9 protein-coding genes are annotated in these 13,521 nt (G+C 74.2%); 7 read left to right on the top strand and 2 right to left on the bottom strand.

Translation table 11 applies throughout. The annotated features are described in order from the left end of the window. Nucleotides 1–18: 18 nt before the first annotated feature. Both ACIQ9P_RS10440 and ACIQ9P_RS10435 read left to right on the top strand, forming a co-directional pair. The gene (locus tag ACIQ9P_RS10440) at nt 19–1,629 is read left to right on the top strand and encodes a sensor histidine kinase (protein ID WP_402352904.1); all 1,611 of its coding nucleotides are present in this window, start codon (nt 19–21) and stop codon (nt 1,627–1,629) included. Between the two features lie 127 nt (nt 1,630–1,756). Next, nucleotides 1,757–2,368, top strand: a complete 612-nt coding sequence (locus tag ACIQ9P_RS10435) for a Uma2 family endonuclease (protein ID WP_402352901.1) — start codon at nt 1,757–1,759, stop codon at nt 2,366–2,368. Here the strand turns inward: ACIQ9P_RS10435 and ACIQ9P_RS10430 are convergent. After that, entirely contained in the window at nt 2,346–3,026 is a 681-nt protein-coding gene (locus ACIQ9P_RS10430; RefSeq protein ID WP_402352898.1) for a DNA-binding response regulator, read from the bottom strand. The two genes, ACIQ9P_RS10435 and ACIQ9P_RS10430, sit on opposite strands and share 23 nt — an antisense overlap. 57 nt (nt 3,027–3,083) lie before the next feature. Between ACIQ9P_RS10430 and ACIQ9P_RS10425 the strand changes: the two genes are divergently transcribed. Beyond that, a complete protein-coding gene (locus tag ACIQ9P_RS10425; protein ID WP_402352895.1) occupies nt 3,084–4,010 on the top strand; it encodes an oxidoreductase in 927 nt (308 codons plus the stop codon). A gap of 59 nt (nt 4,011–4,069) precedes the next feature. Here ACIQ9P_RS10425 and ACIQ9P_RS10420 read toward each other — a convergent pair whose 3' ends face one another. Beyond that, the gene (locus ACIQ9P_RS10420) at nt 4,070–4,885 is read right to left on the bottom strand and encodes a nucleotidyltransferase domain-containing protein (RefSeq protein WP_402352892.1); all 816 of its coding nucleotides are present in this window, start codon (nt 4,883–4,885) and stop codon (nt 4,070–4,072) included. Nucleotides 4,886–5,189: 304 nt separating this feature from the next. Between ACIQ9P_RS10420 and ACIQ9P_RS10415 the strand changes: the two genes are divergently transcribed. The 4 genes from ACIQ9P_RS10415 (at nt 5,190) to ACIQ9P_RS10400 (ending at nt 13,371) form a co-directional block, all read left to right on the top strand. Further along, nucleotides 5,190–6,740 carry a cytochrome ubiquinol oxidase subunit I gene (locus ACIQ9P_RS10415; protein ID WP_402352889.1) on the top strand — a complete coding sequence of 517 codons (1,551 nt, stop codon included), beginning with the start codon at nt 5,190–5,192 and terminating at the stop codon, nt 6,738–6,740. Nucleotides 6,741–6,771: 31 nt separating this feature from the next. Further along, nucleotides 6,772–7,797 carry a cytochrome d ubiquinol oxidase subunit II gene (cydB, locus tag ACIQ9P_RS10410; RefSeq protein ID WP_402352886.1) on the top strand — a complete coding sequence of 342 codons (1,026 nt, stop codon included), beginning with the start codon at nt 6,772–6,774 and terminating at the stop codon, nt 7,795–7,797. Between the two features lie 4 nt (nt 7,798–7,801). Beyond that, nucleotides 7,802–11,320, top strand: coding sequence for a thiol reductant ABC exporter subunit CydD (gene cydD, locus ACIQ9P_RS10405; protein ID WP_402352883.1), 3,519 nt, complete (start codon nt 7,802–7,804; stop codon nt 11,318–11,320). A 104-nt stretch (nt 11,321–11,424) separates the two neighbouring features. Beyond that, complete coding sequence (locus ACIQ9P_RS10400) at nt 11,425–13,371, top strand: GAF domain-containing protein (RefSeq protein ID WP_402352880.1); 1,947 nt, start codon at nt 11,425–11,427, stop codon at nt 13,369–13,371. Nucleotides 13,372–13,521 lie beyond the last annotated feature (150 nt).

The following is a 13,521-nucleotide window of genomic DNA, read 5'->3' as shown; positions in this document are numbered from 1 at the left end:
CCGGACCCCGCCGCCCCGATGCCCCTCCCGCTCCCCCGCCGCGCGTCCGCGCGCCCCTCCACCCGGCTGCTCGCCCGGCCGCTCGCCCGGCTGCTCGGCCGTCCACTGGGTCACCGCCTCGGCCGTCCGCTCGGCCGGCTGTCGCTGCGCGCCCGGCTGCTGGTACTGGTGCTCGCCCTGGTCACCACCGGTCTGGTGGTCAGCGACACCGTGGTGCTCGGCACCGTCCGGCACCAGCTGGTGCAGCGGCTCGACGAGCAACTGGAACGCTTCGGCGAACCGCTGGCCCGCCGCGCGCCGACCCGCAACAGCTGGGCGGAGCCCAAGCAGCAGCAACAGCCCTCGGTCAGCGGCAAGCGGGCCGCCCCGTACCTGGCCTCGCTACCCAGCCAGTACCTGGTGCAGTACCTGGGCACCGACGGCAAGGTGCAGTACGTGGTGCGCCAGCCGATGTCCGAGAACGACCCGGCGCCGCAGCTGGACGGCTTCGACCCGGCCGCCGTCGACCCGGACAGCCCGATCGACCTGCCCGACCGGCGCGGGCGGGGAAGCTGGCGGGCGATCGTGCTGCCGGTCCAGCGGCCGAGCGCCCCGGCCAGCGTCTTCGCCGCGCCCGTGCCCAGCGCCGCCTACGTGATGGTCGCCGTCTCCCGCGAGGACATCGACACCACCGTCAGCCGGCTGCGCACCGCCTTCCTGGCGATCGGCGGCGCCGTCCTGCTGGTGATCGCCGCGCTCGGCTTCTTCGCCGTCCGGACCGGACTGCGGCCGCTGCGCCGGATCGAGGAGGGCGCCCAGCGGATCGCCGCCGGCGAGCTCTCGCACCGGATGCCCGAGCTTCCGGCGCACACCGAGGTCGGCCGGCTCTCCGTCGCCCTCAACGGCATGCTGGCGCAGATCGAGGCCGCCTTCGCCGCCCGGGCGGAGTCCGAGGGCCGGATGCGGCGGTTCGTCGCGGACGCCTCGCACGAGCTGCGCACCCCGCTGGCCGGCATCCGAGGCTTCGCCGAGCTGTACCGGATGGGCGCCCTGCCCGCCGAGGCCGACGTCAGCCGCACCATGGACCGGATCGAGAACGAGGCGATCCGGATGGGCACCCTGGTCGAGGACCTGCTGGTGCTCGCCCGGCTGGACGAGGAGCGCCCGCTCGACCTCGCGCCGATGGATCTGCGCACCCTCGCCGCGGACGCCCTGCACGACCTCACCGCCCTCGACCCGAGCCGCCCGGTCGCCCTCACCGGCCCGGCCGGCAGCGGCCCGCCCGGCCCGGCGCCGGTGCTCGGCGACGAGGCCCGGCTCCGCCAGGTGGTCACCAACCTGGTCGGCAACGCCGTCAAGCACACCCCGCCCGGTACCCCGGTGCGGATCGGGGTGGGCCACGAGGGCGGCCTCTGCCTGCTGGAGGTCGCCGACTCCGGCCCCGGCCTCACCGCCGACCAGGCCGCCCTGGTCTTTCACCGCTTCTACCGCGTGGACGCCTCCCGCAGCCGCAACGACCAGCGCGGTGGCGCGGGCCTCGGCCTCGCGATCGCCACCGCCCTCACCCACGCCCATGGCGGCGCGCTCACCCTCCACACCGCCCCCGGCACCGGCGCCACCTTCCGCCTGGAACTCCCCCACCAGCGCTGAAACCGCCCGATCGGGTGAATCCCGTTCGTTCACCCCGGCCCGGAGGCAGCTCCGTGCGAGCGTGCGCGTACAGCTTGTGCGGGCTTGCACGGGCTGACCACACTGGACGGGAATGAGGGGTGTCTCAATGATCGCGCTCGTAGCCGAGGAGACCGTCGTGGACCTGGACCAGGCGCTGTGGCAGGTGTGGAGGGCGATGGAGGTCCCCGAGGGCTTCCGCGCGGAGCTCATCGAGGGAGCTATTGAGATGTCACCCACCGGGGGGCACCGTCATTTCAGCGTCAATCGGCGATTGAGCAAGGCGCTGGACCGGCACTTGGCCGGCACTGGGTTCAGCTCCGCCCAGGACGGGAACGTCATCGCAGGTCTCAAGGTGCTGATCCCCGATGTTTTTGTCGCGCCCGACGAGGACGACGAGATCGAACACCCCGAGGGTCTCGGCGTCCTCGCGTCGGGCGTGGCCCTGGTGGTCGAGACGGTCTCTCCGGGCAAGGAAGGTCGGCAACGGGACCGTGTCCTCAAGCACCGCGCCTACGCCACCGCCGGCATCCCCGTGTACGTGATCGTCGACGACTACGACGACGGCGGCGCCGTCACCGTCCTCTCCGGCCCCGACCCCGAACGCGGCGCCTACGCCCGCTCGGAGCGGACACCCTACGGCGAGGACGCCGTGATCCCGGAGGGGCCCGCGAAGGGGTTCGCGATCGGGCCGGGGATCACCGGGGAGCGGCGGGACTGACCTCCTCCCGGAGCAGGTCCCGGGCGAGCAGGCCGGCCTGGAACCGGGAGGAGGCGCCGAGGGCGGCCATCAGGTCGGCGACCCGGCGGCGGTAGGTGCGGAGCGAGACGCCGAGCAGGCGGGCGCCGGTCTCGTCGGTGTGGCCGGCGGCGAGGGCGCGCAGGGTCTCGCGGGCGGGGCCGGACAGCGGGGGCGGCGGGGCGGCGCAGTCGGCGAGGGCGGTGGCGGTCTCCCAGGTGGCGCGGAACAGCGAGCGCACGCCGTCGACGACCTCCGGCGCGCTCACCACGGTGTACGCGTGCACGCCCCGTACCGGTGGGCCGGCCAGGATCGCGGTGCGCCGGTCGATGACGATCGCCTCCCGGGTGATCGGCCCGTCGGAGATCCGGATCTCGATGCCGGAGGCGGCGATCCGCCGCAGCCGCCGGAGCGACTCGGGGTCGGCGAGGGCCCGGCGGCTGTACATCTTGCGCATGGTGAGGCCGGGGACGACGTGCGGCCGCTTCCCCTCCCGGAAGGCCGCGTTGACGCCCGCGGAGAAGGTCATCAGATCGGTGGCGGCGACCAGGAACTCCTCGCGGGAGGCGACGAAGAGGTGTCCGGCCCGCTGGACGAGCTCCTGCTCGCCGTGCAGGGTGATGATCCGATCGGTGCTCATGGCAGCAAAGTGCCAGATCGGTCGGGGTCGCCGCGAGCCGGGCCGAGGCTTGGGGCCATGACGACGACTCCCGCACCCTCCGCGAACCCCGCCTCCCGCACCGACGCCGCCACCCCCGCGAGCGCCGCCGGCACCTTCCTCCTCGGCGGCGACCTGCCGGTGTCCCGGATGGGCTTCGGCGCGATGAAGCTGCCCTCCCGCGACTGGCACGGGCCCGCCTGTGACCCCGAGCAGAGCGTCCGGGTGCTGCGCCGGGCCGTCGAGCTGGGCGTCGACCACATCGACACCGCCTGGTTCTACTTCTTCCGGGACGTCTCCGCCCACGGCCTGATCCGGCGGGCCCTGCACCCCTACCGGGACGGCCTGGTGATCGCCACCAAGGTCGGTCCGGGCCGCGACCCGGAGGGCCGCTGGCTGGAGCCGGCCGACCGGGAGGCCCTGCGCGCCGCCGTCCACCGCGACCTGCGCGAGCTGGGGGTGGACCGGCTGGACGTGGTCCACCTTCGCCGGATGCCCAGTCAGTCGTCGATCGCCGAGCCCTTCGCCGCCCTGGCGGAGCTGCGCGCGGAGGGTCTGATCCGGCACCTGGGCGTCAGCAATGTGAACGGGGCCCAGCTCGCCGAGGCCGAGGCGATCGCCCCGGTGGTGACGGTGCAGAACAAGTTCAGCGTGCTGGACCGCACGCCGGAGCAGGACCGGCTGCTGGCGGACTGCGCCGAGCGGGGCATCGCCTTCGTCCCGTTCTACCCGCTGGGCGGTTCCGGGGTGCCCGAGCACCCGGCCCTGCGCCGGGTCGCCGAGCGCCACGGTGCCACCCGGGCGCAGGTGATGGTGGCCTGGCTGCTGGCGCTCTCGCCGTCGGTGCTGGCGATCCCGGGCACCTCCTCGCCGGCGCATCTGGAGGAGAACGTCGCCGCCGCCGCGCTGTGGCTGGACGCGGCGGACCTCGCGGAGCTGGAGACGCTGACGGCGCCCGCCGAGTAGGACCGTCGCGCCCGAGTCCTCCGCCCCCGGTACCCGACTGTTCCGCCGGGCCCGGGAGTTCACCCGGCGCGGCGGAGCGCGGCCGCGGTGTCCTCGGCCAGGGCGCGGGCGGCGGCGACGGTGGCGGTGAGGGCCGCCGGGTCGCCGCCGGGGGCGGCGAGCAGGGCGCGGGCGCGCGGGCCGAAGCCGGGCGGGGCGGTCGGCAGGGTCTCGGCCACCGCGAGGGCGCCCTTCTCGTTGAGGCACCAGCGGCGGTCGGCCGCGTACAGCGCCTGCACCAGGACTCCGACGGCGCGGGCGAGGCAGAGCGCGACGTACAGGGTGTCGCCGCGGGCCGCGCCCTTGGCCGCGCCGTCGAGCAGGAAACCGGCCTCCCAGGCACCGCCCACGAGCGCGGCCCGCAGCGGTTCCGGGTAGCGCGCGTACGCGGCCCGACGCTCCGTCAGCTCCCCGGTCGGGTCGGCCAGAACGACGCCGAGCGCCAACTCCCCGACGTAGCAGGGCGACCAGAAGCCGAGCGGGTGGCCGGCCTGGACGCCGACCTCGTAGCGTCCGGCGAGGCAGTCGGCGCGGACCCGGTCGACCCGGTCGAGGTCGCGCAGGATCCAGTCGACCCGGCCGGGGCCCTCGACGGTCAGCCAGGCGCCGCCGTCGACCCAGGGGCCCCAGCCGCCCGGGCCGGCCACCTCGACCCCGGGGCCGGCGAGGGCGCTCAGGGCGTCGAGGTCGAGGCGGCCGGCCCGGTAGTAGAGGCCGAGGTCCCAGTCCGAGTCGGGGGTGTGCTCGCCCCGGGCCCGGCTGCCGCCGAGGACGACGCCGACCACGCCGGGCACCCCGGCCAGCCGGTCGGCCATCGCTTCGATGATCGCTTCCACGGTGGGCCTGCCTTTCTGTCAGGGCGATGGCTGTCAATGCTACGGACCGTCCATATTTCCCGTCCCACCGTCCCGGCTGCTCGTTGTGGCCCGACGGACCGGTTCGCAGACTGTGCGCACGGCATCGCCGCCGGTGGAGGCCCACCCCGCCCGTTCTTCCCGGATAAGGGTGGTGGATACTGAGCTTGTGAACGTGTTCACGTTCACAAGCGGGCAAGCGTGCGCACCAGGGCAGCGGTCCCCGGCTATAGATGAAGTTTGTCCGAAATGTGACCCGAACGGGGTCGGTTGGAGAGAGGGCGACGTGGAACTGGCAATCGCTCACGAAACCATCGCGCGATGGCAATTCGGCATCACCACCGTCTACCACTTCCTCTTCGTACCGCTCACCATCAGCCTCGCCGCGATCGTGGCGGGGCTGGAGACCGCGTGGGTGCGGACGGACAAGGAGAAGTACTTCCACGCCACGAAGTTCTGGGGGAAGCTCTTCCTGATCAACATCGCGATGGGCGTGGTCACCGGCATCGTGCAGGAGTTCCAGTTCGGCATGAACTGGTCCGACTACTCCCGCTTCGTCGGCGACGTCTTCGGCGCCCCGCTCGCGATGGAGGCGCTGATCGCCTTCTTCTTCGAATCGACCTTCATCGGCCTGTGGATCTTCGGCTGGGACAAGCTGCCGCGGAAGCTGCACTGCGCCTGCATGTGGATGGTCGCGCTCGGCACCGTGCTCTCCGCCTACTTCATCCTGGCCGCCAACTCCTGGATGCAGCACCCGGTGGGCTACGCGATCGACCCGGTCACCGGCAAGGCCCAGCTGACCGACATCGCCAAGGTGCTGTTCCAGGACACCACCGTCACCGTCGTCCTGCACACTCTGACCGCCGCCTTCCTCACCGGCGCCGCGTTCATGGTCGGCATCGCCTCGTTCCACCTCTGGAAGGCCAAGCGCAAGCCGGAGAGCGCCGCCGCCGCCCCGGAGAAGGTCGCCGTGATGCGGACCTCGCTGCGGCTCGGCCTGGTGCTCGCGGTGGTCTTCGGCCTGGGCACCGCGCTCAGCGGCGACTCGCTGGCCAAGGTCATGTTCCGCCAGCAGCCGATGAAGATGGCCGCGGCCGAGGCGCTCTGGGACAGCAAGGCGCCGGCGCCGTTCTCGGTCTTCGCGGTCGGCGACGTGAGCAAGGGCCACAACTCGGTGGAGCTGGAGATCCCCGGGATACTGTCCTTCCTCGCCAACAGCGACTTCAGCTCCTCCGTCCCCGGCATCAACGACACCGCCGAGGCCGAGGCCGCCAAGTACGGCGGCGACCCCAAGGACTACATCCCGAGCATCTTCGTCACCTACTGGGGCTTCCGCCTCATGATCGGCTTCGGGATGACCTCCTTCGTGGCCGGGGTGATCGGACTCTGGACCACCAGGAAGAAGCGCTTCCTCCACCCGGAGTTCCGCACCGGGGAGACCGAGGTGCCGAGGCTGATGCTGACGCCGAAACGGGAGCTCGGTCCCTTCCTCACCAAGTGGAGCTGGCGGATCGGCATCCTCACCATGGGCTTCCCGCTGATCGCCAACAGCTTCGGCTGGATCTTCACCGAGATGGGCCGGCAGCCCTGGGCGGTGTTCGGACTGATGACCACCGCCAGCGCCGTCTCGCCCAACGTCGGCATCGGCACCCAGATCGGCGCCCTGGCGACCTTCACCACGCTGTACGCGATCCTCGCCGTCGTCGAGGTCCGGCTGCTGGTCAAGTACGCCAAGGCCGGACCGGTCACCGAGGAGCGGCCGCCGACCGAGGACCCGACCCTGCGCGGTCCCGCCTCCGGCGACGACGCCGACAAGCCGCTCGCCTTCGCCTACTGAGGCCACCCAGGATCGATAGGACCGACACACCATGGAACTTCACGACGTCTGGTTCGTCCTGATCGCCGTCCTCTGGATCGGCTACTTCTTCCTGGAGGGCTTCGACTTCGGCATCGGCATCCTCACCAAGCCGCTGGCCCGGAACACCGCCGAGCGCCGGGTGCTGATCAACACCATCGGCCCGGTCTGGGACGGCAACGAGGTCTGGCTGCTGACCGCCGGCGGCGCCACCTTCGCGGCCTTCCCGGACTGGTACGCGACCCTCTTCAGCGGCTTCTACATCCCGCTGCTGCTGATCCTGGTCTGCCTGATCGTGCGCGGCGTCGCCTTCGAGTACCGGGCCAAGCGGCCCGAACCGCGCTGGCAGCGGAACTGGGAGGAGGCGATCTTCTGGACCTCGCTGATCCCGGCCTTCCTCTGGGGCGTCGCCTTCGCCAACATCGTCCGGGGCGTCGACATCGACGCGCAGAAGAACTACGTCGGCGGCTTCTGGGACCTGCTCAACCCGTACGCGCTGCTCGGCGGACTGGTGACGCTCAGCCTGTTCACCTTCCACGGTGCGGTGTTCGCCGCGCTCAAGACGGTCGGCGAGATCCGCGACCGGGCCCGGGCCGCGGCCCTGAAGGCCGGTCTGGCGGCCGCGGCGCTGGCGGCGGTCTTCCTGATCTGGACCCAGGCCGACCACGGCAACGGCCGGAGCCTGGCCGCCCTGGTGGTCGCGGTGCTCGCCCTGGTCGGCGCGCTCGCCGCCAACCAGGTGGGCCGCGAGGGCTGGGCCTTCGTGCTCTCCGGGGCGACGATCGTGGCCGCCGTCGCGATGCTCTTCCTCGCGCTCTTCCCCGACGTCATGCCGTCCACCCTGAACCCGGAGTGGAGCCTGACCGTGACCAACGCGGCCTCCTCGCCGTACACGCTCAAGCTGATGACGATCGTGGCCGCCGTGTTCACCCCGCTGGTGCTGCTCTACCAGAGCTGGACGTACTGGGTGTTCCGCAAGCGGATCGGCGTCCAGCACATCCCCGGGCACGCCCCGGCCGCCGCCCCCGACCAGGGCTGAGGCCATGAAGCCGGTCGACCCCCGACTCCTCGCGTACACCCGCGCCACCCGGGTCTTCCTCGCCGGGTCCGTCCTGCTGGGGGCGGTGAACGCGGCCCTGGTGGTGGCCCAGGCGGGCCTGATCGCCGAGCTCGTGGTGCGCGGCTTCCAGCAGCGGGCCGGGCTCGGTGACCTCACCACCCCGCTGCTGCTGCTGGTGCTCACCGCGGTCGGGCGCGGGCTGGTCGGCTGGCTCACCGAACTGGTCGCGCACCGGTCCGTCGCCCGGGTGAAGTCCACCCTGCGGCGCCGGCTGCTCGACCACGCCACCGCGCTCGGCCCGGCCTACCTGGCGGGCCGGCGCAGCGGCGAACTCACCACCCTGGCCACCCGGGGCGTCGACGCGCTCGACGACTACTTCGCCCGCTACCTGCCGCAGCTGGCACTCGCCGTGGTCGTCCCGGCCACGGTGCTGCTGCGGATCGTCGGCGCCGACGTCACCTCGGCCGCGATCATCGCCGGCACCCTGCCGCTGATCCCGCTGTTCATGGTGCTGATCGGGATGGCCACCCAGGCCCGGACGGACCGTCAGTGGGAGGGCCTGTCCCGGCTCTCGCACCACTTCCTGGACGTGGTCGCCGGGCTGCCGACGCTCAAGGTGTTCAACCGGTCCCGGGCCCAGGCCGCCACCATCGCCCGGATCACCGCCGACTACCGCCGGGCCACCCTGCGCACCCTGCGGATCGCCTTCGTCTCCTCCTTCGCGCTGGAACTGCTCTCCACCCTCTCGGTCGCGCTCGTCGCCGTCACCGTCGGCTTCCGGCTCGTCGACGGCACCCTCGGCCTGGAGACCGGGCTGCTGATCCTGGTCCTCGCCCCCGAGGTCTACTTCCCGATCCGCCAGGTCGGCGCGCTCTACCACTCCAGCGTCGAGGGCCTCACCGCCGCGGACCGGATCTTCGAGGTGCTGGAGACGCCGCTGCCGCCGACCGGCACCGTCCCCGCGCCCGCCCTGGCCGGGGCCGTGATCGAGGCCGAGGGCCTGGTGGTGGACTTCCCCGGCCGGACCGGGCCCGCCCTGGACGGCGCCTCGCTGACCCTCGCCCCCGGCGGGACGGTCGCCCTCACCGGCCCGTCCGGCGCCGGCAAGTCCACCCTGCTCGGCGTCCTGCTGGGCCTCACCGCGCCCACCGCCGGGACGGTCCGGATCACCGCCGCCGACGGGCGGACGTACGACCTGGCCGAGCTGGAGCCGGACAGCTGGCGGCGGCAGATCGCCTGGGTGCCGCAGCAGCCGCACCTGTTCGCCGGGACCGTCGCCGACAACCTGACCCTGCACCGGCCCGGGGCCACCGAGGAACAGCAGCGCGCGGCCCTGCGCTCCGCGCACGCCCTCGACTTCGTCGACCGGCTGCCGCGGGGCCTCGGCACCCGCCTCGGCGAGGACGGCGCCGGGCTCTCCGCCGGGCAGCGCCAGCGGCTCGCGCTCGCCCGGGTGCTGCTCGCCGGGGACCGTCCGCTGGTCCTGCTCGACGAGCCCACCGCCCACCTGGACAGCGCCTCGGAGGCGGCCGTCGTGGACGCCGTCCGGGCGCTGGCCGCCGATCCGGCGCGCACCGTGCTGATGGTCGCGCACCGGCCGGCGCTGCTGGCCGCCGCCGACCGGCTGGTCCGGCTGGCCGGACCGGCCGCTCCCCCCGTCCCCCCGGCGGCCGTACCGCTGCTCGCGCACCGGGGGCTGCCGACGCCGCCGGTGCCGGACGAGGACGGGACGGACGGGGAGGGGACGGTTCCCGCCGCGGGCGCGGTCCGCCCCCGGCTGGCGCTCTCGGTGCTGCTCGGCGCGCTCGCGCTCGGCTGCGCGGTGGCGCTGATGGCCACCTCCGGCTGGCTGATCTCCCGGGCCTCCGAGCTGCCGCCCGTGCTCCACCTGATGATGGCCGTCACCGCGGTGCGCGCCTTCGGCATCGGCCGCAGCGTCTTCCGCTACGCCGAGCGGCTGGTCTCGCACGACGCGGTGCTGCGCACCCTCGGCACCCTGCGCGCGGCGGTCTACCGCCGACTGGCGGTGCTCGCCCCGGCGGGGCTGCCCGCGTTCCGGCGCGGCGACCTGCTCTCCCGGCTGGTCGCCGACGTCGACGCCGTCCAGGACCACTACCTGCGCTGGCGGCTCCCGGCCGCGGTGGCGGTGGTGGTCTCCACGGCCGCGGCGCTCGCGATGGGCGCCTTCCTGCCCGCCGCCGGTCTGGTGCTCGGGCTCGGGCTGCTGCTCGCCGGACTGGTGGTGCCGGTGCTCACCGCCCGCTGGTCGGCCGGGGCCGAACGGCGGCAGGCCCCCGCGCGGGGGCGGCTCGCCACCGCCGTCCTGGACGCGTTCAGCGGCACCGCGGAACTCACCGTGGCGGGCGCGCTGCCGGGGCGGCTGGCCGCCGTCCGCGCCGCCGACACCGCGCTGACCGGCCTGGCCGCCCGTTCGGCCGCCACCGCGGCGCTCGGCACCGGGCTGATCACCCTGCTCACCGGACTCACCACGGCGGCCGCGGCGGCCGTGGGGCTGCGCGGGGTGGCGTCCGGGGCGCTCGCCCCGGTCTGTCTGGCCGTGGTCGTCCTCACCCCGCTGGCGGCCTTCGAGGCGGTCACCGGGATGCCGGCCGCCGTCCAGGCCCGGCGGCGCGCCCGGGCCGCCTCGGCCCGGCTGGCCGAGGTGCTGGAGGCGCCGGCCGTCGTCGCCGAGCCCGACCCGGCGCGGGCCCTGCCCTCGCGCCCGCTGCCGATCGCGGTCCGCGGACTGACCGTCCGCCACCCCGGGCGGACCGTGGACGCGCTGACCGGCGTCGACCTCGACCTCGCCCCCGGCCGGCGGATCGCCGTGGTCGGCCCGTCCGGCTCCGGCAAGACCACGCTCGGGCGGACCCTGCTGCGCTTCCTGGACCAGCGCGCGGGATCGGTGGTGCTCGGCGCCGGCCGTCCAGGGGCCGTGGACAGCCGGGAGCTCGCGGGGGAGGACGTCCGCCGGGTGATCGGGCTCTGCGCCCAGGACGCCCATGTCTTCGACAGCTCGCTCCGGGAGAACCTGCGCCTCGCCCGGCCCGACGCCGGGGAGGACGAGCTGCGGGCCGCGCTGGCCGCCGCCCGGCTGCTGGACTTCACCGATGCGCTGCCGGACGGCCTGGACACCATGGTCGGCGAGCACGGCGCCCGGCTCTCCGGTGGTCAGCGGCAGCGGCTCGCACTGGCCCGGGCGCTGCTCGCGGACTTCCCGGTGCTGGTCCTGGACGAGCCGGCCGAGCACCTGGACCTGCCCACCGCCGACGCCCTGACCGCCGACCTGCTCGCCGCCACCACCGGCCGGAGCACCGTGCTGATCACCCACCGGCTGGCCGGACTGGACGACGGCACGGTGGACGAGGTGCTGGTCCTGGACGGCGGCCGGGTGGTCGAGCGGGGCGGCTGGTCGGAGCTGCTGGCCCGGCCGGACGGGCGGCTGCGGGCGATGCGCGAGCGCGAGCGGGAGGCCGGGGGCGTGCCGCTGGCGGTCGGGTAGGGGCTGTCTCCCGGTCCGTGCGGCCGGGTCCCGGGGCGGGGAGTCGGGGGCCGCCCGTCGCGTCGTTACTTCTGCCGAAAACCGTACAAACTACGCTCGTCCTCATGGACCCCATGCCCGCCCTGCCCGAGCCCGCCGAGCCCGCCGCGACGTCCGAGCCCGCCGCGACGTCCGAGCCCGGCGCGCCGTCCGGGACAGCCGCTCCGTCCACCGGGACCGCCGCGTCCTCGGCCGTGGCCGGGACCTTCGCCGGGCCCGCCGCCGGTGAGCCGGAGCCCGACCAGGCGCCGCACCGGGTACCGGAGATCTCCTCGCTGGGGCTGGACACGCTGGTCACCGAGGTCTCGGAGCGGCTGCAGTCCGCCGCCGCCGTCACCGACCGGATGCAGCGGCTGCTGGAGGCCGTCGTCTCGGTCGGCTCCGGGCTGGACCTGCACGCCACCCTGCACCGGATCGCCACCGGGGCCGCCGAGCTCGTCGACGCCCGGTACGCGGCGCTCGGGGTGATCGCCCCCGGCGGGCACGGGCTGTCCGACTTCATCCACGTCGGGGTCGACGACGCGGTGGCGGCCCGGATCGGTGAGCTGCCGGTCGGCCGGGGCATCCTCGGCGCGCTGATCGACCGCCCCGAGCCGTTGCGCCTCACCGACCTCGGCGCGGACCCCCGCTCGTACGGCTTCCCTCCGCACCACCCGGAGATGAAGACCTTCCTCGGCGAGCCGATCCGGATCCGCGACGAGGTGTTCGGCAACCTCTACCTGACCGAGAAGAAGGGCGGCGGCGCCTTCACCCCCGAGGACGAGCAGGTGGTGCACGCGCTCGCCGCCGCGGCCGGTGTCGCGATCGAGAACTCCCGCCTCTACGAGGAGGGCCTGCGCCGGGAGCGGTGGATCGCCGGCGCGTCCGCCGTGACCACGGCGCTGCTGTCCACGGACGAGGCGGAGGTCGCGCTCACCGTCGCCGCCGAGCAGGTGCGGGAGCTGGCGGACGCCGCGCTCGGCATGATCCTGCTGCCGATCGCGGACGAGGGCGCCGGCACCGTGCGGATGCGGGTCGCCCACGCCTCCGGCGAGGCCGCCGAGTTCGTCCGCGGCGAGCTGCTGCCGCCGGGCAGCTTCGCCTCCCGGCTGCTCGCCGGGGAGAGTGTGCACCTCGACGACATGTCCACCGACCCGACCGTGGTGATCCGGCTCGCCCGCAGTTTCGGCCCCTCGCTGGCGGTGCCGATGATCGCGGCCCAGCGGGTGCTCGGCGGTCTGTGCGTCTGGCGCCCGCGCGGGGCGATGCCGTTCACCGGTGGCGAGAAGGAGCTGGCCGAGACCTTCGCCTCGCAGGCCGCGCTCGCGCTGCGGCTGGCCGAGGGCCAGCGGGACCAGCAGCGGCTCGCGGTGTTCCAGGACCGCGACCGGATCGCCCGCGATCTGCACGACCTGGTCATCCAGCGGCTGTTCGCGACCGGGATGATGCTGGAGGGGGCCGCCCGGCGCGCCATCGTCCCCGAGGTGAAGGTCCGCATCGGCGAAGCCGTCGACGAACTGGACGCCACCATCCAGGAGGTGCGCACCACCATCTACGCGCTCCAGCACGACGACCACGGCGACGCGCCCGACACCCTGCGGACCCGGGTGCTGCGCGAGTGCAGCCAGACCGCGGCGGCGCTCGGCTTCAAGCCCTCGGTCTCCTTCGTCGGTCCGGTGGAGAGCCTGGTCGGGGAGAAGACGGGTCGTCAACTGCTCGCGGCCCTCCGGGAGATGCTCTCCAACACGGCCCGGCACGCCCGGGCCTCCCGGGTCGGGGCCGAGGTCGACGCGACCGTGCACCTGGACGACGACGGCCGGCCCGTCGGCGGCGACCCGGAGTCGCTCGACCGGGGCGGGCGTCCCGGCGTCCTGCTGACCGTCACCGACGACGGGGTGGGCATCCCCGAGGGCGGGCGGCGCAGCGGCCTGCTCAACCTGACCCGGCGGGCCGAGGCGCTCGGCGGAGACGCCTGGCACGAGCCGGGGCCGTACGGCCGCGGCACCAGGGTGCTCTGGACGGCGCGGCTCTGAGGGCGGACCGGAGCAGGCGGGTCGGTCGGCCGGGGCGGTCGGAGCGCTCGTCGGAATGGTCGGGGCGACTCGGGACATTTTCGAACGGTTGGTGAACGACGCGCAGCGGCACCGGGAGTGCTTGGCGCGCGGAAGGTGTGCAGTCGGTGA

The organism is Kitasatospora sp. NPDC094019 (genome assembly GCF_044764505.1).
In the GTDB taxonomy this organism is placed as follows: domain Bacteria; phylum Actinomycetota; class Actinomycetes; order Streptomycetales; family Streptomycetaceae; genus Kitasatospora.
The sequence above is the reverse complement of the archived record's forward strand: the minus strand, read 5'-3'. Positions and strand labels throughout refer to the sequence as shown.

Excerpts from the sequence above, each read along its gene's own strand:
- ACIQ9P_RS10440 (WP_402352904.1), top strand. The coding sequence starts at position 19 with ATGCCCCTCCCGCTCCCCCGCCGCGCGTCCGCGCGCCCCTCCACCCGG.
- cydD (WP_402352883.1), top strand. The coding sequence starts at position 7,802 with ATGAAGCCGGTCGACCCCCGACTCCTCGCGTACACCCGCGCCACCCGG.
- ACIQ9P_RS10400 (WP_402352880.1), top strand. The coding sequence starts at position 11,425 with ATGGACCCCATGCCCGCCCTGCCCGAGCCCGCCGAGCCCGCCGCGACG.
- cydB (WP_402352886.1), top strand. The coding sequence starts at position 6,772 with ATGGAACTTCACGACGTCTGGTTCGTCCTGATCGCCGTCCTCTGGATC.
- ACIQ9P_RS10430 (WP_402352898.1), bottom strand. The coding sequence starts at position 3,026 with ATGAGCACCGATCGGATCATCACCCTGCACGGCGAGCAGGAGCTCGTC.
- ACIQ9P_RS10425 (WP_402352895.1), top strand. The coding sequence starts at position 3,084 with ATGACGACGACTCCCGCACCCTCCGCGAACCCCGCCTCCCGCACCGAC.
- ACIQ9P_RS10435 (WP_402352901.1), top strand. The coding sequence starts at position 1,757 with ATGATCGCGCTCGTAGCCGAGGAGACCGTCGTGGACCTGGACCAGGCG.